A 21,802-nucleotide genomic window follows, 5' to 3' on the forward strand; every position below is an offset into this window, starting at 1 on the left:
CGCAACAAGGACCCGGGCACTGCGCTGGTACTGATGGGAACGGATCTGCGTGCGGTACCGCGGCCCTCACGACGGTTGGAGCACGGGCGGGCGGCCCGCCCCCGTTGTGGGGGCGGGCCACCCGATTCGAGGTGGCGACTACTTCTTCGGGGCAGCCGGCTGATTGAGCACCTGCATGAACTGCGGGGCATTCGCCAACGCCGAACCGAGGCCACCGACCGCGGTACCCGCCAGGCTCGACGTCGCACCGAGCAGCAACGCACCACCGATACACCCGGCGATCGGACCCGCACCGAACAACATCGCCGCCGGCGCCGACACCACACCCGCCACCGTCGCACCGAGGATGCAACCGCCGACCAGGCCGGCCGCAGCACCGAGGAAACCACCGACCGAAGCGGTCAGACCGATCGCCGGCTGCACGCCACCGATCGCGGCGGGCAGGTCGATGTCGCTCGGCGCCAGCCTCGGCGCCGCGGTGGCAACAGCGGGATCGGTGTTCGCCGTCAGGGTCGCGGTGTTGCCTGCGACCTGCGCGGCAACCGGGTAGGCGCGCCCGTCGACGGCCAGGCTCAGCGGCACGGCCTCGACGGCGACGCCCTGGCCGTCGCGGACCACCAGGTGGTTGTCCTCGACGTTCAGCGATCCGGCGGCGGTCTGGACGATGACCTGGTTGCCGCTGCGGGTGACGGTCCAGCCGACGGCGTGCTGCTCGGCCTGGCTGGTCTGCGACGCATCGGGCGTCGCGGGTGCGGCGTAGGCGGTGCCTGCGGCGATGCCGGTGGCGGCGATCGCCAGGACGGCGGTGGCAGTGAACTTACGAATCTTCATGGTGATCGTATTTTCGATTCTGTCGGGTTGGCAGGGGGGTGCCAGCGCGAGGCGAACAACGGATGCAGCGGGGATCGTCCCGGGTACAGGTCGGCCGACCGCGGGCGCCTGCCGGTCGGGGGTCACTCCTCCCGGAGGGCGAAAGCCCACGACCGCAACAAACGTGTGGTGCGAATCACATGGCATCGGTAATGATGCCGCCAGTTCGGGTCAGGGGTCCAAGACGAAATGCCACATACATCCATAGGCACTGGCGATGGAATCAGGGCGGCCCCCCACATCGGTCACGAAACCGGGAAGAGCCTCGACAGCCCTTCCCGGTTCTCGTCAATTCCCATGCGGCTTACCGCCGTTCGGTGAGCTCAGAGCCCGACCACCTCGGGCTCTCGACTCCCGCAGAACCTGGCGAGTCGGCCCTGGATCAGCTCGACCGCCTCGGCCACGATCCGGTCGACCAGCACGGCCACCGTCGGGACGTCGTGGATCAGACCCTGCGACATACCGGCGGACCAGATGCCGGCTTCGGGATCGCCGTTCTCGTAGACCGTGCGGCCGCGGGCGCCGGACACCAGGTCTCGGACATCGTCGAACAGCCCACCTACGACGCGGCTTCCGTCGAAACGTTGTCCGGCTCGGCGACCACCGGACTCGATCAGGGCGCCGATCTGCGCGCCGGTCAGGCCCGCCTCGCGGAGCACCGCCACCGAGCGCTCGCCCAGTTCCGGCGACGGGACGGCAGCCGAACTGGGCTGTCCGGCAATGTGATACGGGAGTCCGACGTAACGACCACCCTCGACCTTCCGGGCGTCCGTCCTGAGATCGACGGTCGTCTGTCGTCAGGAGGGAAAGTCGCGTTTACACGCGTCCGACAGGTTCTCGTGATCACCCGGTCCTGTCGCGACCTCCGCCGACTCCCCCAGTCGTGTGGCGTCACGCTCGGGCCGGGTGAACAGGACCGACATGGTTCCGCCGGCCAGCAAGAGCACCCCGGCGATCACGAACGCGTGGTTGAACCCGGCGGCAGAATCGGCCCCGCCGGCGGCCTCCACCAACCGCCCGGTCACGTACGGCGCGACCAGCCCTGCCGTCGTGATCAATCCGGTCAGCGTCGAGAACACGGCCGCCCGCTGTCGAACCGGGACAATCGCACCGATCACCGTCGCACCGATCGCGAACTGGACGCCGCCGATCGCGAATGCCAGGGTGAGCAGGACCATCGTCGCAAGACCGGCCGGCGCCACCGGCAGCAGCAGCATCGCGACACCGGCCACCAGGACACAGCCGGCGCCGAGCAACCCGCGCGCGATCCGGCTCGAAACCCCGCGCCGCATCAACCCGTCGGTCAGGAAGCCCTGGCACAGCATCAGCACACCGCTGACACCCCACGGCAGCACGACAAGCAGGCCGGCCGCCCTGGCGCCGAATCCGAGCGGCCCCTCGAGGTACGCCGGCACCCACGAGATCAGCAGGGCCAGCGCCCAGTACGCTGCGAAGCCCGCGACCAGCAGACTCAGGCTGGTCCCGCACAGAAAGATGTGCCGGTAGGCGATGTGTGGCTCCGCGGCCGTCGAACCGTCCGCCACCGGTGCCGCCGTCGCAGCTTCGATCGAGTCGTACGGTCCCTCGCGCCCGACCACCAGCCACGCCGCCACCCACAGCAGTCCGATGCCGAACATGGTGAAGAACGCCCAGCGCCACCCGAAGGAAATGATGATGCTGGTCATCACCGGGGCCAGCACCACGACCCCCAGGGAGGCCCCGAGGTTGACGATCGAGCACGGAAGGCCCCGCCGTTCGTCCGGGAACCACTTCTGCACCGCGTGCAAGGCCAGCGGATTCGCCGGCCCCTCCGCCGCACCCAGCACCACCCGGCTCGCCAGGATCGCGATGAACCCGACATTCGTCAACATCGGCAACTGCGTCACCGCCCAGACGACGGCGATCACCGCCAGCACCCACTTGGTCTGCACCCGGTTCGCCACGAACCCGACCACGATCGCCGAGATGCTGAACAGCGCGAAGAACCCACTCGACAGCAACCCGTACTGACTCGCTGACAGCCCCAGATCCCTCATGATCGGCTTGGCCGCCAGCCCCAGAATCGCCTTGTCCCCGAAGTTGATCAGCATGAACAGGAGCAACATGCCCGTGATCGCCCACGCCTGGCGCCCGTTCAGTGGCGGCGGCGAACTGACGGGCGACGCTGGGGAAATCGCGGGCGGTCCAACGGCCATCGGCGACCCTCCGATCCGACGAGGAATGCTGCCACCCTCAGTGCATCACTCGATCACGTCCATCTGTAGAGCAATATGCAGAATCCGGGTCATCGGTTCCACCCACGGGCTCCGTCACAACACTGCCGTCGTTCGCCGATCGGTGCGACCGCGCCGCGGCCGATGCAAGCGCGCCCAGCAGCGCGACGACGGCGAGCACGGTAAAGGCGATCTGGAACCCCTGTCCCAGTGCGGTCGCCGCACCAGGCCCGAGAGCCTCGCCGCTGCGGCTGTACACCGCACTGCGGTCCGGGCCGGACAGCGGCGCTGCCAGCACGACAAGGCATCCGGCGACGCCGATCACGTTGCCGAGCATCTGCAGCAACGCCCGCACGCCGCTGATGACGCCCAGTTTCGAGCGATCGCAATCCAGGAGCAGCGCCGCACCGTTGGCGGTGAGCAGGATGCCCGTCCCGGTACCCGACACGAACCCCCCGACCGCGGTGAGCTGCAGGTAAGCCGACCCGCTCACGGTCGGCAACAGGAGCAACACCCCGACCACCGTGACGAGCGAGCCTGCGACACCGAGCCAGTAGTGGCTGAACCATCGCTCGAGGACTCCGTAGGCGAGTGCGGCCAGCATTGTTCCGATCGAGAGCGGAACCACCGCCAAGCCCGCGACCGCCGGCCCGAGAGCATGCACCGTTTGGAACATCAGGGCGATCAACAGGATCAGCGGGAAGCGCACCGCGCAGCTCAGGAAGCTGGAGACGTTCGCCCACCGGAAGACCCTGTCGGTGAACAGGGACAGGTCGAGAATCGGGAAGGAGAACCGCCGCTCCCACCAGAGGAATACGACCAGCGACACGGCGGCCACGAGGACGAGCACGACGATCAGTGGACTCGTCCAGCCTCGTTCGTTGCCCGTACTCAACGCAGCCACACCCGACACGATCGCGGCGACGGACAGCCCGGCTCCGGCCCAGTCGAATCCCCCGCTGCGGGGGTCGTCGGACCGCCGTGGCAGCACTCGCAGCCCGGCGAGATAGGCGGCAACCGCGATCGGGACGTTCACCCAGAACAACCACCGCCATCCCGGGCCGGACACGATGATGCCGCCGAGCACCGGGCCGACAATCTGCGCGACGGAGTTGACCGCGAAGAAGATCCCCATCGCCGATCCCAGTCGGCGCGGCGGATACACGGCAGCGATCATCGCCGCACCGGTCGCGAACATCATCGCCGCGGCGATGCCCTGCAGCGCCCGCCCGGCGATCAGGGCGACCGCTCCCGGCGCGAGGGCCGACAGCGCGCTGGACACGGCGAACAGAGTCATCCCCGCCAGGAACACCCGGCGGCGACCGATCATGTCGGCGACGCGTCCGAACACCAGGATCGTGCCGACCATCCCGACCAGGTAGGACAGCAGGATCCAGCTGGTGGCCGTCGGGCCGGACCCTAGTCCGACAGCGATCACGGGCAGCGCGACGTTCAGTGTGCCCTGGTTGATACCGCCGAGGAACGCGGTGAACGAGGCGACGACGAGCACCCAGACCGGGCGGCCGCCCATGAGGCGCGCGTCCGGATCGGTAGGGATCGCGACTCGAATGTCGGTCACGTTCCGGACCGCGCCACCGACGCGTCCGGTGCCCCTCCGGGTTCAGTACCGGCCGGCAGCGCGCCGACGTCGGCCACACCATTCTGTCCGGTCTCGCTCATCGCCCATCCCTGTCGAACCATGTCTCGCCACGTGCACCCAACATCTCCTCGAGGACCGCCTCGCGTCAAAGACGAAGAACCACATGGCGACATAGCCGATTTGTATCGGTTCGAAATGCGGGCCGACGCGCGGGCACGTTCTGCTCCGCCACTCGGCCGATGCACCGGCAGGCGCACTCTCGGCGGGATTCGCTCGGCGGCTAAGCGGTCGCGCTGCTCGTCCCGGCGGCCCTGGCCATCTCCGCGAAGGCGTTCGCGGCTGGTGACAGCTCATCGGTTCGACACACCACGCCGAAGTCACGCCCCAGCTCCGGCTCGGTGCGCACGATGTCGACGCCTCGATGGGCCGCCTGCTCGGCCTCGTGCTCGGTGAGGAACGCGGCCCCGGCACCTGCCGCGACCAGGAGGAACACATTGTGCTCGTGTTCCAGCTCGACCACCACGCGCGGAGTGAACCCGAACGCGGCACACGTGCGGTCGATCTCGTCTCGAACCGTGGTACCGCGCGGACCCACCACCAGCGGCACGTCCGCGAGCTGTGCGAACGGCAGCGTCGCCGATGCAGCGTGCGGCGAACCCGCCGGAAGGCCGAGCAGCAGCCGACGTCTGCCGAGGGGGTGGGCGACCACCTTCGCACCGCCGACCGGCAGGTAGTCGACCCCGACCTCGCATCGTGCGCTCCGAAGCAGGTCCTCCACCTTCGCGTTGGCTCCCGGATCGATCACGTTCACCCAGACACCCGGGTACCGCGCCCGGAACTGGGCCACCAGCGGTGTGAGCGGATCCACCGCCAGGTCCGAGGGGCTGGCCACGTCGAGCCGGCCCCGTTCGAGCGTGGCGATCCGACGCACCACCTCGTCCGCCGATCGCGACGACTCCATGACCTGACGCGCGGGACCGAGCAGTGCCACGCCCGCTGCCGTGAGTTCCATGCCCCGCGGCACCCGCCGGAACAGCTCGACGCCCAAGGTGTTCTCCAGGGATCGAAGCGACTGGGACAACGCCGGCTGCGCGACGAAGAGCATCTCGGCGGCCCGGGTGACGCTGCCGTGCTCGACCACTGCGAGGAAGTAGCGCAGCTGACGTGAATCCATCGCCCGAGCGTATCCCCCGGTCGCCGAGCGATAGGCTGAGCCGACCGGGTCCGGTCGCCGGCGGCGGCGACCACGTGATGTCGAGGTGCAGGATGGAGTTTCGGCAGGCCGAGCATTTCCTTGCCGTGATCGAGCACGGCGGGGTGGTGAGGGCCGCCGCGGCACTGCACCTCGCGCAACCCTCACTGTCACAGTCGATCAGGGTCCTCGAACGCGAACTCGGCACCCCGCTGTTCCACCGTGTCGGACGCGGCCTCGTCCCCACCCCCGCCGGCACGGATCTGGTCAAACCGGCCCGGCAGCTGCTCAGGGACATGGCCACCGCCCAGGCCTCCGTTGCGGAGCTCTCGGGTCTGCACGGCGGGCACGTCGATGTGGGCTCGACCGCCGGCGCACACGAGTCTGCGCTGCCGGACCTGGTCGGCGACCTGAGGCGCAGGTACCCCACCGTGACGGTCCGGATCAATGAGTACGCGTCCGAGCCGGAGGTCGTGCGTGCCGTCCGCGACGGCAGTGTCGAACTGGGATTCGGCTACCTCGAACTCCCCGAATTGGACGAACCCAGCAGGCCAACGGATCTCGAGGTCCACGACCTGATCGTCGACGAACTGGTTGTGGCACTTCCCGAATCGGTCGCGGCGGAACTGGCCGACCCGCTGCCGTTCGAGCGCCTCCCCGACCTTCCGGTGATCGCGGTGCCCAGCGGTGCCCGGGCGCGGTTCGTGGTGGAGACCGCGCTCCGCCACGCATCCCAACGGACCAGGCTGGGCATTGTCACCGCGCACCGGCAGGCGGCCATACCGCTGGTCGCCGCAGGCGCCGGAATGGCTTGGACCACAAGGACACAGGCCGACAACGCCAGCGAGCCCGGTGTGGTGTCGCGCGCGACGGACCCGCCCGTGCTGCTCACCATGGCCGTGCTGCACCGTCCGGGGGTACTGGCCCCGGCCGCGCGGGCGCTGCTCGAGATCGCGTTGCGGCGACGGGACCTGGCCGACCGGCAGTGATCAGCTTCCGCGCGTGGAAGCCGTCGGGTTGAAGGTCTTGCCTTCCTTCGCCAGTCGCGCCAACAGCGGTGCAGGTTCCCGGTCGCCGTCGAAACGCCGCAGAGCCACCTCGACGACGTCCAGTCCGACGGTGTCGGCGTAGAACATCGGTCCACCGCGGTACCTGGGAAACCCGTATCCCGCCAGGTAGACGACGTCGATGTCGGAGGCGCGCAACGCAATTCCCTCGTCCAGGATCCGGGCACCCTCGTCGACGAGCGCAAACACCAAGCGCTGCACGATCTCCTCGTCCGAGAACTCCCGCCGCCGGGTTCCGTGCTCGCGGTGGTAGGTCTCCAACAGTTCCGCGACGACCGGGCTCGGGATCGCGTCACGGCTCCCGGCCGCGTAGTCGTACCAGCCGGCGCCCGTCTTCTGCCCGAATCGGCCCATCTCGCAAAGCTTGTCGGAGATCTCGTCCCGTGGCGTGTCGGGGTCCTCCGCGTAGCGCCGCTTGCGGATGGCCCACCCGATGTCGCCGCCGGCAAGGTCACCCATTCGGAACGGCCCCATCGCGTAGCCGAATCGCTCGATGGCGCGATCGATCTGCTCGGGCGTGGCACCCGCCACGAGGAGTCCGCTCGCCGCCTGCCGGTACCGGGCCAGCATCCGGTTGCCGATGAAGCCGTCGCAGACGCCGGCCACCACCGCTACCTTGCCGATCAGCTGTCCCACCGCCATCGCCGTCGCCAGCACGTCCTCCGACGTCTTCGCACCACGCACGACCTCGAGCAGGGTCATCACGTTGGCCGGGCTGAAGAAGTGCAAGCCGAGCACGTCACCGGGACGACCGGTGATGTCCGCGATGGCGTTCACGTCCAGCGTCGACGTGTTCGTCGCCAGGATCGCACCCGGCTTGGCCACCTCGTCGAGCCGCGAGAACACCGCCCGCTTGACGTCCATGTCCTCGAAGACCGCCTCGATCACCAGGTCGACGTCGGCGAGGTCCGCATAGTCGGTGGTCGGGCTGAGCTGGGCCATCCGCTTCTCCAACGTCTCGGCCGTCAGCTTCCCCCGGTCGACCTGTGCCTGGTAATTGCGGCGGATGACGGCCAGGCCCCGATCGAGCGGCTCCTGACCGGTCTCGAGCAGCGTCACCGGGACACCCGCGTCGAGGAAGTTCATCGCGATGCCGCCTCCCATGGTCCCGGCACCGATCACCGCGACCTTCTCCACGGGGCGCCCCGGAGTGTCGGCCGCGATGCCGGGAATCCGGCGGGCCGTCCGCTCCGCGAAGAATGCGTGCCTGAGCGAGGCGGACTGGTCGCCATCGACAAGCCCGAGGAACGCTGCACGCTCCGCGGCGAGACCCTCGTCGAACGGCACCGTGATCGCCTTCTCGACCAGGTCCAGCGCGACCAGCGGCGCCGCGAATCCGCGACCTCGCTTGGTCAGTTGGGTGCGTAACGCGTCGAGGTCCCCGGCCGAGTCCGGTGTGACGGACAGGTCTCGAATCCGCGGGCGCGTGGGGGCGCCGGCCACCTCGAGCGCGAACTGCGTGGCCGCGGCCACCGCGTCGCCGTCGACGACCCGGTCGAACAGCCGCTGGCCCGCCACCGTCGCGAGCGCCTTCGCGGTGCGCGGCGCGCCCCCGGTGATGAACTCCGCCGCGGTGCGCACGTCGAGCACGCGCGGGATCCGCTGCGTCCCACCAGCGCCCGGTACCAGTCCGAGCTTGACCTCGGGCAGGCCCACCTTCGCCGCGGCGTTCGCGACCCGGTAGTGCGCACCCAGCGCGAGTTCGAGCCCGCCGCCGAAGCAGGTGCCCTCGATCGCCGCGACCACCGGCTTGCCGGCTTCCTCCAGCGCCTCGATCACCGCGGGGAGCGACGGCTCCGCTGCGGCGTTGGCGGTACCGAACTCGGAGATGTCCGCACCGGCGGAGAAGAACTTCCCGTTGCCGGCCACCACGATGGCCGCCACGTCGGCGGACTCCAGCGCGAGGCCGAGATCACGCACGATCCCCCGCCGGGTCTCGAGGCCGAGCCCGTTGACCGGTGGATTGTCGAGTCGAATGATCGCGACGCCCCCGGCGACGCTGTACTGGGTGGACATATGTCAGGACCTCTTCCTCACGGGTGGGTTGATCGGACCGCAGCGCCTGTGCCACGGGTGTGGTGGCGACGAGATCCAGTCAACGGTGTGCGCGGGCGCACGACAAGGTCCGAAAACCGAAGGCGGGCATCGGCAGCGCCTATGTGTCGGCAACGCGCTGCCGGCGGATGCCCTGTCCGCCCCCCGATTCGATAGCCAATCCCTATTCGAGCCACCGGTTATTGGTATTGGACGTGGGATCGGAACGGGGCGACGCTGATACGACTTCGATCGACCTGAGAGAAAGCGACGGCATGCGCGTCTTCGAGAGCAGCGAAGCGATCCGGGAGGCTGTCGGGGACACCCTCGGTACGAGCGTCCGCTCCACAGCGGCGCCGACCGAGCTCACGTGATGGGAACGAACGACCTCCGTACCCCCTGGCGACCGCGGTCCCTGACCGAGGGAACCGATCCGGACCCGCGGTTCACCCTCGCGAACGAGCGGACCTTCCTGGCCTGGGTGCGGACTGCGCTGGGGATCGTGGCCGCCGCGCTGGGGCTCGAGGCCTTCGCCGGCGACCTGCTGCCTGCGACACTGCGCAAGGTCGTGGCGGCCGCGCTGCTGATCTTGGCGGCGGTCGTGGTGGTCGCGGCCCTCTACCGATGGCTGCGTATCGAGGTGGCGATGCGGACCGGGCGCAGCCTCCCCGTGCCCGTCGTCTTCGGCGTCCTGACGGTCTTCTTCGTGGGAGCGTGCGCCGTCTTCATGTCCGTCCTACTGCCGTGACGGCCGTCGCCGAACCCGTCCACGACGACCCCGGACTGCAGCCCGAACGCACCACCCTGTCGTGGATCCGCACCGCGACGGTCCTGGTCGCTGACGTCCTGCTCTTCGCCAGGGTCACGCCGGGCGGTGCCGTCGCCGCGACGGCCGTCGGCGTCGTGTGCCTGATGTTTCCGCTCTTCGTGCTCGCGACCGCGCGCCGCCGTCACGGCACGCGGGTCCACCGCTTCGCCTCGGGCACGGCTGCGCCCGCACTCCGCTGGAACCTGCTCCTCACGTCCACCGTGCTGACCCTGGCCGGAGGCGCCGCCGTACTCGTCCTCGCCCACTAGTGCCGGCGCTCGCTCCCGCACGGTGTGTCGGACCCGGCACCTAGGCTGCCCTCGTGGCGAAACCCAAATCCAGCTACCGCTGTTCGGCCTGCCAGCACGTGATGGCGAAGTGGGTGGGCCGCTGCCCGGAGTGCGACGCCTGGGGCTCGGTCGAGGAGGCCCCGGTGCTCGCCGTCGCCGTCGCCGGCCGGCCCGGCGCGAGCACGGCCCGCGCCGGCACCGGACTGGTCCCCACCTCCCCCGCGACGCCGCTGACACAGGTCAGCGCCACTGTCAGCCGAGCCAAGCCGACCGGCGTCCCCGAGCTCGATCGGGTCCTCGGCGGCGGCATCGTCCCCGGGTCGGTGGTCCTGCTCGCCGGCGAACCGGGCGTCGGCAAGTCGACGTTGCTGCTCGAGGTCGTGCACCGATGGGCGCGCCGCGGCCCCGACGACCGCTCGCTCTACGTGACCGGCGAGGAGTCCGCCGGACAGGTGCGTCTGCGCGCCGACCGCACCGGCGCCGTCCACGACCGCGTGTACCTGGCCGCCGAATCGGACCTGGCGACGGTGTTCGGCCACGTGGAACAGGTCAAGCCCACGCTGCTGATCGTCGACTCGGTACAGACGATGCTCGCCGCCGACGTCGAGGGCGTGACCGGCGGTGTCACCCAGGTCCGCGCCATCACCGCGGCCCTGACGACGCTCGCCAAGACCAGCGGCATCCCGGTGCTGCTGATCGGGCACGTCACCAAGGACGGTGCGGTCGCCGGCCCACGCGCGCTCGAGCACCTGGTGGACGTGGTGCTGCACTTCGAGGGCGACAAGCACTCGACGCTGCGGATGTTGCGCGGGGTGAAGAATCGGTTCGGATCAGCCGACGAGGTCGGGTGCTTCGAACTGCGCGAGGACGGCATCGAGTGCGTCACCGACCCCTCGGGCCTGTTCCTGCACCACCGCGACGACACCGCCCCCGGCACCGCCGTCACCGTCTCGATGGACGGCAAACGCGCGCTGCTCGGCGAGGTGCAGGGCCTGGTGGTGCCGACCCAGAACCCGTCGCCACGCCGGGCGGTGAGCGGCATGGACGCGGCCCGGGTGGCGATGGTGCTGGCGGTGCTCGCCAAGCACGGCAATGTGCGGACCCACGACAAGGAGGTGTACGCCGCGACGGTCGGCGGTATGCGCCTGACCGAACCCGCGGCCGACCTGGCGCTCGCGCTGGCCATCGCGTCCGCGAACCGCGACCAGGCGCTGCCGCCGGGATTGGTCGTGCTCGGCGAGGTCGGGCTGGCCGGAGAGGTCCGACGGGTCACCGCCGTCGGGCGGCGACTCGCCGAGGCCAAGCGCCTCGGATTCACCCACGCGGTGGTGCCCCGCGACTCCGGGCCGCACCCCGCCGGCCTGCGCGTCGACGAGGTGTCCACCCTGCGCGAGGCACTGCGCGTACTGCCCCGCAGGATGGAGGCGGTCTAGGCAGTCGGCCCGTACCGCTAGAGCGTGGAACTGCCGAACGGGGAGGTCGCCGTGCCGTCGACGAACTCCTGCATGGGCGTGAAGTGCTCGGGCTTGATGGTCAGGAACAGCCCGCGCGAGGTGGCGACCACCTCGTCGCTCGCCGCCGAGCCCTCCACGATGCGGGCCTCCGAACTGGTGTAGACCTTGCGTCGGACCATGCCGTCTATCCGGGCCCGGAACTCGAGCACCGAGCCGAGCGGAATCGGCCGGGCGAAATCGATCTCCAGGTGCCCGGTCACCACCGGCCCGCCGAGCAGCATGCACGCCATGCCCTGCGTCTCGTCGAACGCGGTGGACAGGATGCCGCCGTGGATGACTCCGGGTCCGCCCTGGTAGCGGTTGGCGACCGTCAGCCGGCCGGACACCTCGATGCCCTCCTCCGCGACGAACGCCATGGCCATGCCGCTGGGCTGGTCGTCGCCGCAACCGAAGCACTTCGACCAGTGCTGGGGAAGTGCAGCGCCGGGCGCCGGGAACCAGTCGGGGCGGGTCGGAAGTTCGAGATCATCGGGCAAAGTCCAGGTACTACTCATGGATAGGTAGGCTAACCGCGGGAATTGCGCGTGGAGTTACCGGCTCCCTCGCATCGGAACGGGACCGCGAGGGTCGGCGAGCAGGGGGACGGCGATGGAAGACACCGCGGCCACGCTGCGCGAGACGCTGGCGCGGCTGGCGCCGGGCACCGAACTACGTGACGGACTCGAGCGCATTCTGCGCGGCCGCACCGGCGCCCTCATCGTGCTCGGCTACGACGACGAGATCGAGGAACTCTGCGACGGCGGCTTCGAACTCGACGTCGAGTTCGCGCCGACCCGACTGCGTGAGCTGTCGAAGATGGACGGTGCGGTGGTGCTCTCCACCGACGGCACCCGGATCGTCCGCGCCAACGTGCAGCTGGTGCCCGACTACAAGATCCCGACCGTCGAGTCCGGCACCCGGCACCGCGCGGCGGAACGCACGGCCATCCAGACCGGCTACCCGGTGGTGTCGGTGAGCCAGTCGATGAGCATCGTCAGCGTCTACGTCGGAGGGGTCCGGCACGTGCTGGACGGGTCCGCGACGATTCTCTCGCGCGCGAACCAGGCGGTCGCCACCCTCGAGCGCTACAAGTCGCGACTGACCGAGGTCACCAACGCGCTCTCGGTCGTCGAGATCGAGGACTTCGTGACCCTGCGTGACGCGCTCACCGTCGTGCAGCGGCTGGAGATGGTGCGCCGAGTGTCGGTGGAGATCGAACGCGACGTGCTCGAGCTCGGCACCGACGGCAGGCAGTTGGCACTGCAGCTCGAGGAACTGGTCGGCGACAACGACGTGGCACGGCAGCTGGTGGTCCGCGACTACCTCGCCGGATCCGGGCAGCCGACGACCGAGTCGGTCGAGAAGACCCTCGCCGCACTCGACAAGCTGACCGACGCAGACCTGCTGGACCTGACCACCCTGGCCCGCGCGCTCGGCTACCCCGCGACGATCGAGGCGCTCGACTCCCCGATGAGCCCGCGCGGGTACCGGGTGCTGGCACGGGTCCCGCGCTTGCAGTTCCACCAGGTGCACCGGCTGGTCGGCTCGTTCGGCACGCTGCAGGGCCTGCTCGCCGCGACCGCCGCCGACCTACAGTCGGTGGAGGGCATCGGCGGCTTGTGGGCCAGGCACATCCGCGAGGGCCTGTCCCGGCTGGCCGAGACCTCGATCACCGGCCCGTTCGACTGAGCCCTCCGCGCTGTGCGCGATCCTCACCCTGGGGAGGGTGCGGATCGCGCACAGGCGCCGGAGGCTGGTCAGCCGAGGTTGAACGGCTCCGGCGTGCTGCGCAGGGCACCGAGCTGACCGACCACCGTGTAGGCACCGGGGCCGACCGGGTTCCGGGGCGCGGTGCAGCCCGGCTCCGAGGTCGCGCCCGACCACTTGACCGTGAAGGCCGCCTGCTCCCCCGGCTTGAGGGTGCGCACGTCGGCGGCGGCGTTCGGGAAGCAGTCGGTGTTCGACCACAACCGCTTCTGTCCGTCGAGGGAGTAGACCATCACCTGCTGCATGCCGGCACCGAGATCACGGTCGCAGGCAGCGTTGCCGATGTTGGTGACGACGATGCCGAACGACGGCTCCGTCCCGGCCGGGTAGTTCGGCTGGTCCGAACTGACCTTGATCGCGAGCGAGTTGTCGGGGCACTGCCCGGGGGGCACCGCCGCCCCGGACACCGAGGCCGCGACCGAGGTCCCCGACACGTGATCGTCCGCGCCGCCCGAGACCGACCCGGAGCCGGCATCCGCGTCGGCCGAGGTCGACGCGGCGGTCGTCGATGTCGAGGTCAGGGAGGAACTCGCGGCCGCGGCTTCCGCGGACGGGTTGTCGTCGCCACCGCCGCGAAGCGAGGTGACGATCAACACCACAACGATCAGCGCGACCACCGCCACGCCGAGCGCAAGCATGCGGCGTCGCTGGTAGATCTCGGGGGGCAGCGGCCCGGATGGTTCCAACACGGATACCACGGTAGGTGCCCGCGCCGACACCATCGCCCACCAGGTCCGGCGTGTCGCTCACACTGCTGCGATCAGGCGGACTCGGCCTCGTCGACGACCTCGCCGATCTCACCGACCACACCGCGCAGCTTGATGCCCCCGTCGGCGAGCGTGTACGTGACGCCGACGATCGCACAGGTGCCGTTGGCGACCCGCTCCGCGATGATCCGCGAGCGGTCCATCAGCAGCGACCCGGTCTCCACCACGTGCCTGCCCTCGAGCTCGTCGACGGTGCTCAGTCCCTCGTTGCGACCCATCAGGATCGACGGCGCGACCCGCTCGACGATGCTGCGGATGAAGCCACCGGGCACCTCACCCTTGTCGAGAGCGGTGAGCGTCGCGGCGACCGCGCCGCAGCTGTCGTGACCGAGCACGACGATCAGCGGCACGTTCAGGATGTCGACGGCGTACTCGATCGAGCCCAGCACGGAGCTGTCGATGACGTGACCCGCGGTCCGCACGACGAACATGTCGCCGAGTCCCTGGTCGAAGATGATCTCGGCGGCGACACGTGAGTCGCCGCATCCGAACAGCACTGCGGTGGGGTGCTGTCCCTGGACGAGCTTGGCCCGGTCGGCGATCCCCTGACTGGGGTGCAGCGAGGTGTCGCTGACGAACCGCTCGTTACCCTGCTTGAGGGCTTTCCAGGCCGAAATCGGGTTGGAGTTAGGCATGCCAGCCATTGTGCACCCGACCACATCACCGCTGTAACGGCGACCTGGCAGAACTGCGACGAGAGGGCATGACGATCCGGTGAATTCCTCCGCACTGATCCGCTGGTTCGAGCAGGAGGGGCGAGACCTGCCGTGGCGGCGCGAGGCGGTGACCGCCTGGCAGATCCTCATGAGCGAGATCATGCTGCAGCAGACACCGGTCGTGCGGGTGGCGCCGATCTGGGAGCAGTGGGTGGCGCGCTGGCCGGTGCCGTCGGCGATGGCCGCGTCCAGCCAGGGCGAGGTGCTGCGCGCCTGGGGCAAGCTCGGCTACCCGCGCCGCGCGCTGCGGCTGCACGAGTGCGCGCGAGTGCTCGCCACCGAGCACGGCGACGAGGTGCCCACCGACGTGGACGTCCTGCTCGGCCTGCCGGGGATCGGCGCCTACACCGCCCGCGCGGTTGCGTGCTTCGCCTACGGACAGCGAGTCCCCGTGGTGGACACCAACGTTCGCCGAGTGATCGCCCGTGCCGTGCACGGCGCGGCCGAGCCCGGAAACCCGTCGACCAACCGCGATCTGGCCGACGCGCTGGCGCTTCTCCCCCGAGCCAGGGCGAGAGCCGCGGTGTTCTCGGCCGCGCTCATGGAACTGGGCGCGACCGTCTGCACCGCGCGCAACGCCGATTGCGACCGGTGCCCGCTGACCGAATGCGCCTGGGTCGACGCGGGTCGCCCCGAACACACCGGCCCCCCTCGCAAGGTGCAGAAGTTCGCCGGCACCGACCGTCAGGTGCGTGGGCGCCTGATGGACGTGCTGCGCGAGAGCCACGGACCCGTCGAACGAGCGCGCCTCGACCTGGCGTGGTCGACCGACCCCGCACAGCGGGACCGGGCGCTGGACTCGTTGCTCGTGGACGGGCTGGTCGAGCAGACCGACGACGGGCTGTTCGCACTCGCGGGCGAGGGTGACGCCGGGCACTGACGCCCGACCCGACCCGGTAGTCGCCCGCAGCCTGCGCACCGCCGACCCGGGACACTCCGTGACCTCCGCCACACCACGAATACCAGCATGTCCGACACACCTGCCCCGACCAGGCGATTTTCTCCGGCCGTAGACCCCGAAACGCATACCCCCACCCGGTATGACTCCGCGGCCGAGTCCACCCCTTGCGTCACCTACCCCCCAGGGGTATGTTCATCTCCGTAAGAGCCCCTACCCCCCAGTGGTATAGGGCAGAATGTAGAGAGAGGGAGACCGACATGACCACTATCGCGAACTACACCGTCACCGGCATGACCTGCGGCCACTGCGCGAGCTCGGTCCGCGAGGAGGTCGGCAAGATCGACGGGATCACCGCGATCGACGTCGATGTCCCCTCCGGCCGTCTCACGATCACCAGCACCGCCCCCCTCGTCGACGCCGCCGTGATCGAGGCCGTCGACGAGGCCGGCTACAGGGCCGCGCCCGCACAGGATCGGCCGTGAACACCGCAACCAAACTCGCCGGGTACGCCGGGGGTCTCGCCGTGATCTTCACGGCGGCCCTCGGCCTCGGCGCCGCGACCGGAAGCCCCGCCGACACGACCACCGACCATTCCACCCACGAAGCCGCCGCCGACGCCGGTCACACCGAGGCCGCGACGCCGGCCGGACTGCAGGTCTCGGAGCGGGGGTACACCCTGTCCGAGGTCACCGCGCCCGTCGCCACGAATCAGCCCGGCACCCTGGCCTTCCGGATCCTCGGACCCGACGGCGCACCGGTCACCACGTTCGACGACCTGCACGAGAAGCAGCTGCACCTGATCGCGGTCCGCACCGACACCAGCGGTTTCCGGCACGTGCACCCGGCCCTCGACGCGAACGGGACCTGGTCCATCGACTGGACCTGGGCCCGCGGCGGGACCTACCGGGTGTTCGCCGACTTCCAGCCCAGCGGCGGCCCCGGCCAGCTCACCCTCGGCCGCAACGTCGAGGTCGCCGGCGATCTGGCCCCCACCCCACTGCCCGCGCCGTCCCAGGTCGCGGAGGTCGACGGCTACCAGGTGACCCTCGACGGAGACCTCACCACCGAGGGCGGACCGCTGACACTCACGGTCACCAGGGACGGCAAGCCCGTCACCGACCTGCAGCCGTACCTCGGTGCCTACGGCCACCTGGTCGCGCTGCGCGCCGGCGACCTCGCGTACCTGCACGTACACCCGCAGGGCGAACCCGGCGACGGCGTCACCGCGCCCGGACCCGAGATCACCTTCCACGCCCAGGCACCGAGCGACGGCAGCTACCGCGTGTACCTCGACTTCCAGCACGAGAACGTCGTCCGCACAGCGGAATTCACAGTCGCCACCGGAAAGACCGAGGCGGCCACACCTGCCGCACCCCAGCCCGCCACCGGCGGCCACGGACACTGACAGCCACACCGGAGAGGAGTCACGATGAACCCCGTCACGCACGCCCCGGCCGACGGACAGGTCGAGTTGCTGATCGGTGGCATGACCTGCGCGTCCTGCGCGGCCCGCATCGAGCGCAAGCTCAACAAGATCGACGGGGTGACCGCCACCGTCAACTACGCGACCGAGAAGGCGCGTGTCGACATCGACGGTGACGTGACCACCGAGGAGCTCGTGGCCGCCGTCGAGCAGGCCGGCTACCGCGCCACCCTGCCGACCCCCGCGAGCGCGGCCCCCGACGCCACGGCACCGGCCGAGGACGACCCGACCGCGGCGCTGCGCCGCCGCCTGCTGATCTCGGCGGCGCTCAGCGTGCCGGTCATCGCGATGGCGATGGTGCCGGCGCTGCAGTTCACCAACTGGCAGTGGCTGTCGCTGACCCTCGCCGCGCCCGTCGTGGTGTGGGGCGCCTGGCCGTTCCACCGGGCCGCCTGGACCAACCTGCGGCACGGCACCGCCACCATGGACACCCTCGTGTCGATGGGCACCCTCGCGGCGCTCGGCTGGTCGCTGTACGCGCTGTTCTGGGGCACCGCGGGCGTGGCGGGCATGACGCACCCGTTCGAGCTGACCATCTCCCGCACCGACGGCGCGGGCAACATCTACCTCGAGGCCGCGGCGGGCGTGACCACGTTCATCCTCGCTGGACGCTACTTCGAGGCCAGGTCCAAGCGTCGCGCCGGCGCCGCGCTGCGGGCCCTGCTCGAGCTCGGCGCCAAGGAGGTCTCGGTGCTGCGCGGCGGGGTCGAACAACGCATCCCCGTCGACCAGCTCGCCGTCGGCGACGAGTTCGTCGTCCGTCCCGGCGAGAAGATCGCCACCGACGGCGAGGTGACCGAGGGTTCGTCCGCGGTCGACGCCTCGATGCTGACCGGCGAATCCGTTCCGGTCGAGGTCGGCCCGGGCGACGCGGTGGTCGGTGCCACCGTGAACGTGGGCGGCCGGATCGTGGTGCGCGCCACCCGGATCGGCTCGGACACCCAGCTCGCGCAGATGGCGAAGCTGGTCGAGGACGCGCAGACGGGCAAGGCCCAGGCGCAGCGCCTGGCCGACAGGATCTCCGGGATCTTCGTGCCGATCGTGATCGCCCTGTCGGTGGCTACCCTCGGCTTCTGGATCGGCACCGGCGGCTCGATCGCCGCCGCCTTCACCGCCGCCGTCGCCGTGCTCATCATCGCCTGCCCGTGCGCCCTGGGGCTGGCCACGCCGACCGCGCTCATGGTCGGCACCGGTCGCGGCGCGCAGCTCGGCATCCTGATCAAGGGGCCCGAGGTGCTCGAGTCCACCCGGCGCGTGGACACCGTCGTGCTGGACAAGACCGGCACCGTCACCACCGGCAAGATGACCCTGCAGGACGTCGTCGCGGCCGAGGGCGTGGACGCCGACGAGCTGCTGCGGCTGGCCGGGGCGCTGGAGGACTCCTCCGAGCACCCGATCGCCCAGGCGATCGCCAAGGGCGCGCGCGAGAAGGTCGGGGCGAGCGCAGCGACGGGGAATGCGACGAGCGTCCTCGCCACGGTGGCTGAGTTCGCGAACATCGAGGGCCTCGGCGTGCAGGGCATCGTCGACGGCCACGCGGTGATCGTGGGCCGGGCCCGCCTGCTGGCGGACTGGGCGCAACCGCTGACCGCCGAACTCGAAACGGCCATGCGCGCAGCCGAATCCGCGGGCAAGACCGCCGTCGCGGTCGGCTGGGACGGCCGGGCTCGCGGCGTGCTCGTGGTCGCGGATGCGGTCAAGGCCACCTCCGCCGAGGCGATCGAGCAGCTGCGGGCGCTGGGACTGACCCCGATCATGCTCACCGGCGACAACGCCGCCGCGGCGCGCACCATCGCCGACCAGGTCGGGATCGACGAGGTGATCGCCGAGGTGCTCCCGCAGGACAAGGTCGAGACCGTCAAGCGGCTGCAGGCGCAAGGCCGGGTCGTCGCGATGGTCGGCGACGGCGTCAACGACGCGGCCGCCCTCGCCCAGGCCGACCTCGGCCTGGCGATGGGCACCGGCACCGATGTCGCGATCGAGGCCAGCGACCTGACCCTGGTGCGCGGGGACCTGCGGGCGGCAGCGGACGCGATCCGCCTGTCCCGCAAGACCCTCGGCACCATCAAGGGCAACCTGTTCTGGGCGTTCGCCTACAACGTGGCCGCCCTGCCGCTGGCCGCGGCAGGCCTGCTGAACCCGATGCTGGCCGGCGCCGCGATGGCCTTCTCCTCGGTCTTCGTGGTCAGCAACAGCCTGCGGCTGCGCCGGTTCCGCTCCACCGCGACGTAGCGGGCCGGCGGTGAACCCTGAGGGCGGGCGGCTCGATCGACGAGCCGCCCGCCCTCAGCTCTGCCCGTCCAGGAACGCCTCCACCGCGGCCCGGTACTCGGCCGGCCGGTCGTCGTGCACGAGATGTCCGGCGCCGGCCACCAGTACGTAGCTCGTCGCCGCGTCGCGTGGAGTCTCGGCCATCGCGCGCATCTGGCCCTCGGGGGTGATGGTGAACTCGCCCTCGAGCAGCAGCGCCGGGGCCCGCACCGCCGACCACTGCGTCCAGAAGTCGCGGGTCCCCCACTCCTCGGAGATGTCCCGCCACACGGGCACCTCGCCGTGCAGGTGGAAGCCGTCGGGTCGCTCCTCGAACGAGTCCATGAAGTACTGGGCCGCAACGGGTCCGAAGAAATCGACCATGTGCTCGCGGTCCCGGAAGGGCGCCGGCCAGGACCCGATCATCTCGGCCCAGTCGCGTGCGGTGCGGCCCTGGAAGTCGGGCGCCATGTCCTCGACCACCAGCGCGGTGACGCGATCCGGATGGGCGGCGGCGAAACACCACGCGTGTAGGCCGCCCATCGAATGTCCGATCACCACCATCGGTTCGGTGATCGGCGCGACCGCCGCGGCGAGATCCTCGACGAACGCCTCGGTGGTCAGCTCGGCGGGAGCGGGCCTGCCGTGCCCGGCCGCGTCGAAGGTGTAGACGTGTCCGTGCTCGCGCAGCCACGGCACGTGCCTGCGCCAGGTCCTGGCGCTGCCCATCAGTCCGTGGAGCAACAGAATCGGCCGACCGGTCCCACCCTCGTCATGCAGCACGGCACCGAGGTTAACCCGGTGCCGTGCCGCATCGACGCCCCTGGTGCTGTCAGCCCCGGTCGAGCACCGGTACCGCCGGGTACCTACGTCGCCGCAGCAGCGGGGACACGGTGACCGCCAGCCCGACCAGTGCCACGCCGGTGACGAGCACCAGCCCGGGCCGGAACTGGTCGAAGCTCGCGGTGGCCGCTCCCGCTGCGTGCGAGCCGCCGGTGACGAGCGCGGTGGTCAGCGCCAGCACCAGGGCCGCGCCGACCTGCATCGAGGTCTGCACGAGGCCCGAGGCCAGACCCTGCTCGGAGTCGTCCACGCCCGCGGTGGCCTGCGCCATGATCGAGGTGAAGCCGAACGCGAAGCCGAACCCGAGCAGGATGACGCTCGGCATGATCGCAACGACGTAGGTGGGCTGGTCACTGCCGACGAACAGGAACCACAGGTAGCCCGCGCTGAGCGAGCCGATCGCGGCGATGATCATCCGCGGCGTCCCGAAGCGGTCCACGAGTCGGCCGACGAACGGTGAGATCACCGCGACGATCAGCCCCGCCGGGAGCAGTGCCATTGCCATCTTCAGCGGCGACCAGCCGAGTCCCGACTGCAGGAAGATCGTCATCATGAACTGGAAGCTCAGGTAGGAACCGAACAGCGCGATGATGCTCAGGTTGGCGCGCACGATCGCGCCGACCCGCAGGATGCTCAACCGAACCAGTGGATGCGCAATTCGCTTCTCCACCACGACGAACGAGGTGAGCAGCGTGGCCGCGAGGGCGAAGAGTCCGAGCGTGAGCGGAGCCGCCCAGCCACGCGCTGGTGCGGACACGACCGTGTAGACGGCGAGCATCATGCCCGCGACGAGGGTGACCGCACCCGCGAGGTCGTGCCCGCCGGTATCGGCCGGCCGGTCCCGCGGGATGAGAACGACGGCGGCGCCAAGGGCGGCGACCGCGAACGGCACCGGCATCAGGAACGTCCATCGCCACCCGGCGCTGGTCAGCAGTCCGCCCAGGATCAACCCGGAGGAGTAGCCGCTGGCGCCGAAGACGGAGAAGATCGACAGCGCGCGGTTGCGGGCAGGCCCCTCCTTGAAGGTGGTGGTCAGGATCGACATCGCGGTCGGCGCGGTGAAGGCCGCGGCGAGGCCCTTCACGAAGCGGGTCACGATGAGCAGGGTGCCGTCGTCGACGAGCCCGCCGACCAGCGAGGCCAGGGCGAAGACCGCCAGAGCCACCAGGAAGACGTTGCGCCTGCCGAGCAGGTCGGCCGTGCGCCCACCGAGCAGCAGCAGGCCACCGAAGCCGAGCACGTAGCCGTTGATGATCCATTGCAGCGAGGTGGTGTCGAGGCCGAGTTCGGTACCGATGGACGGCAGTGCGACGCCCACCATGGAGACGTCGAGCCCGTCGAGGAACATCACGACGCACAGCACCGCGAGGATCCCCCAGAGCCGGGCCGTCCAACCTTGTTGGGCCCCCGGCGAATCCGTTGTCGTGGTCAGGTTCGGGATGGATTCGGTGATGGTCACGAATGAGACAGTAGATGCATGTGCAATCAATGTGCAAGCACTAATTCTG

The 21,802-nt window shown here is 70.2% G+C and carries 19 protein-coding genes and 1 pseudogene; 9 read left to right on the forward strand and 11 right to left on the reverse strand.

The window, feature by feature from the left end; translation table 11 throughout:
• Positions 1-138: 138 nt before the first annotated feature.
• From ACFVH2_RS17405 to ACFVH2_RS17425, 5 genes and pseudogenes are all read right to left on the reverse strand, one after another.
• Positions 139-831, reverse strand: coding sequence for a hypothetical protein (locus ACFVH2_RS17405; protein WP_378423453.1), 693 nt, complete (start codon positions 829-831; stop codon positions 139-141).
• A 362-nt stretch (positions 832-1,193) separates the two neighbouring features.
• Positions 1,194-1,430: pseudogene (locus tag ACFVH2_RS17410) on the reverse strand (nitronate monooxygenase); the annotation flags it as partial.
• Between the two features lie 237 nt (positions 1,431-1,667).
• Positions 1,668-2,975 (reverse strand): MFS transporter, encoded by a 1,308-nt coding sequence (locus tag ACFVH2_RS17415; protein WP_378423452.1) that lies wholly within the window; start codon positions 2,973-2,975, stop codon positions 1,668-1,670.
• Positions 2,976-3,102: 127 nt separating this feature from the next.
• A complete protein-coding gene (locus ACFVH2_RS17420) occupies positions 3,103-4,662 on the reverse strand; it encodes an MFS transporter (protein WP_378423450.1) in 1,560 nt (519 codons plus the stop codon).
• Between the two features lie 301 nt (positions 4,663-4,963).
• On the reverse strand, positions 4,964-5,857 hold the full coding sequence (locus tag ACFVH2_RS17425) for a LysR substrate-binding domain-containing protein (RefSeq protein ID WP_378423448.1): 894 nt from the start codon (positions 5,855-5,857) through the stop codon (positions 4,964-4,966).
• A gap of 92 nt (positions 5,858-5,949) precedes the next feature.
• On the opposite strand from ACFVH2_RS17425, the gene ACFVH2_RS17430 reads away from it, so the two are divergent.
• Positions 5,950-6,864, forward strand: a complete 915-nt coding sequence (locus ACFVH2_RS17430) for a LysR family transcriptional regulator (RefSeq protein ID WP_378423447.1) — start codon at positions 5,950-5,952, stop codon at positions 6,862-6,864.
• On the opposite strand, the gene ACFVH2_RS17435 is transcribed toward ACFVH2_RS17430, so the two are convergent.
• Positions 6,865-8,958, reverse strand: a complete 2,094-nt coding sequence (locus ACFVH2_RS17435; RefSeq protein ID WP_378423445.1) for a 3-hydroxyacyl-CoA dehydrogenase NAD-binding domain-containing protein — start codon at positions 8,956-8,958, stop codon at positions 6,865-6,867.
• Between the two features lie 391 nt (positions 8,959-9,349).
• Between ACFVH2_RS17435 and ACFVH2_RS17440 the strand changes: the two genes are divergently transcribed.
• From ACFVH2_RS17440 to radA, 3 genes are read left to right on the forward strand one after another with little or no spacing between them, the layout of a single operon-like run.
• Positions 9,350-9,724 carry a YidH family protein gene (locus ACFVH2_RS17440; RefSeq protein WP_378423443.1) on the forward strand — a complete coding sequence of 125 codons (375 nt, stop codon included), beginning with the start codon at positions 9,350-9,352 and terminating at the stop codon, positions 9,722-9,724.
• Positions 9,721-10,053 (forward strand): DUF202 domain-containing protein, encoded by a 333-nt coding sequence (locus ACFVH2_RS17445; RefSeq protein WP_378423441.1) that lies wholly within the window; start codon positions 9,721-9,723, stop codon positions 10,051-10,053. Before ACFVH2_RS17440 ends, ACFVH2_RS17445 begins: the two co-directional genes overlap by 4 nt.
• Positions 10,054-10,106: 53 nt before the next feature.
• Entirely contained in the window at positions 10,107-11,507 is a 1,401-nt protein-coding gene (gene radA, locus ACFVH2_RS17450; protein WP_378423439.1) for a DNA repair protein RadA, read from the forward strand.
• 17 nt (positions 11,508-11,524) lie between these two features.
• Here radA and ACFVH2_RS17455 read toward each other — a convergent pair whose 3' ends face one another.
• Positions 11,525-12,082 (reverse strand): PaaI family thioesterase, encoded by a 558-nt coding sequence (locus ACFVH2_RS17455; RefSeq protein WP_378423437.1) that lies wholly within the window; start codon positions 12,080-12,082, stop codon positions 11,525-11,527.
• A gap of 94 nt (positions 12,083-12,176) precedes the next feature.
• On the opposite strand from ACFVH2_RS17455, the gene disA reads away from it, so the two are divergent.
• Entirely contained in the window at positions 12,177-13,256 is a 1,080-nt protein-coding gene (disA, locus tag ACFVH2_RS17460) for a DNA integrity scanning diadenylate cyclase DisA (RefSeq protein ID WP_378423435.1), read from the forward strand.
• A 68-nt stretch (positions 13,257-13,324) separates the two neighbouring features.
• Here disA and ACFVH2_RS17465 read toward each other — a convergent pair whose 3' ends face one another.
• A complete protein-coding gene (locus ACFVH2_RS17465; RefSeq protein ID WP_378423432.1) occupies positions 13,325-14,023 on the reverse strand; it encodes a hypothetical protein in 699 nt (232 codons plus the stop codon).
• 71 nt (positions 14,024-14,094) lie between these two features.
• Complete coding sequence (locus ACFVH2_RS17470) at positions 14,095-14,736, reverse strand: carbonic anhydrase (protein ID WP_378423430.1); 642 nt, start codon at positions 14,734-14,736, stop codon at positions 14,095-14,097.
• Positions 14,737-14,815: 79 nt separating this feature from the next.
• On the opposite strand from ACFVH2_RS17470, the gene ACFVH2_RS17475 reads away from it, so the two are divergent.
• The 4 genes from ACFVH2_RS17475 to ACFVH2_RS17490 all read left to right on the forward strand — a co-directional run bounded on the left by ACFVH2_RS17475 (position 14,816) and on the right by ACFVH2_RS17490 (position 19,433).
• A complete protein-coding gene (locus tag ACFVH2_RS17475; protein ID WP_378423429.1) occupies positions 14,816-15,697 on the forward strand; it encodes an A/G-specific adenine glycosylase in 882 nt (293 codons plus the stop codon).
• Positions 15,698-15,975: 278 nt separating this feature from the next.
• Positions 15,976-16,200, forward strand: coding sequence for a heavy-metal-associated domain-containing protein (locus ACFVH2_RS17480; protein ID WP_378423427.1), 225 nt, complete (start codon positions 15,976-15,978; stop codon positions 16,198-16,200).
• Positions 16,197-17,123: a hypothetical protein gene (locus ACFVH2_RS17485; protein WP_378423425.1), complete on the forward strand. Its 927-nt coding sequence runs from the start codon at positions 16,197-16,199 to the stop codon at positions 17,121-17,123. The genes ACFVH2_RS17480 and ACFVH2_RS17485 overlap by 4 nt, the downstream gene beginning before the upstream one ends.
• A 24-nt stretch (positions 17,124-17,147) precedes the next feature.
• The gene (locus ACFVH2_RS17490; protein WP_378423423.1) at positions 17,148-19,433 is read left to right on the forward strand and encodes a heavy metal translocating P-type ATPase; all 2,286 of its coding nucleotides are present in this window, start codon (positions 17,148-17,150) and stop codon (positions 19,431-19,433) included.
• 54 nt (positions 19,434-19,487) lie between these two features.
• On the opposite strand, the gene ACFVH2_RS17495 is transcribed toward ACFVH2_RS17490, so the two are convergent.
• Positions 19,488-20,234, reverse strand: a complete 747-nt coding sequence (locus tag ACFVH2_RS17495) for an alpha/beta fold hydrolase (protein WP_378423421.1) — start codon at positions 20,232-20,234, stop codon at positions 19,488-19,490.
• Positions 20,235-20,283: 49 nt separating this feature from the next.
• A complete protein-coding gene (locus ACFVH2_RS17500; protein ID WP_378423420.1) occupies positions 20,284-21,753 on the reverse strand; it encodes an MFS transporter in 1,470 nt (489 codons plus the stop codon).
• Positions 21,754-21,802 lie beyond the last annotated feature (49 nt).

It is taken from the genome of Rhodococcus sp. NPDC127527, from assembly GCF_042672245.1.
GTDB lineage: Bacteria > Actinomycetota > Actinomycetes > Mycobacteriales > Mycobacteriaceae > Rhodococcus_G.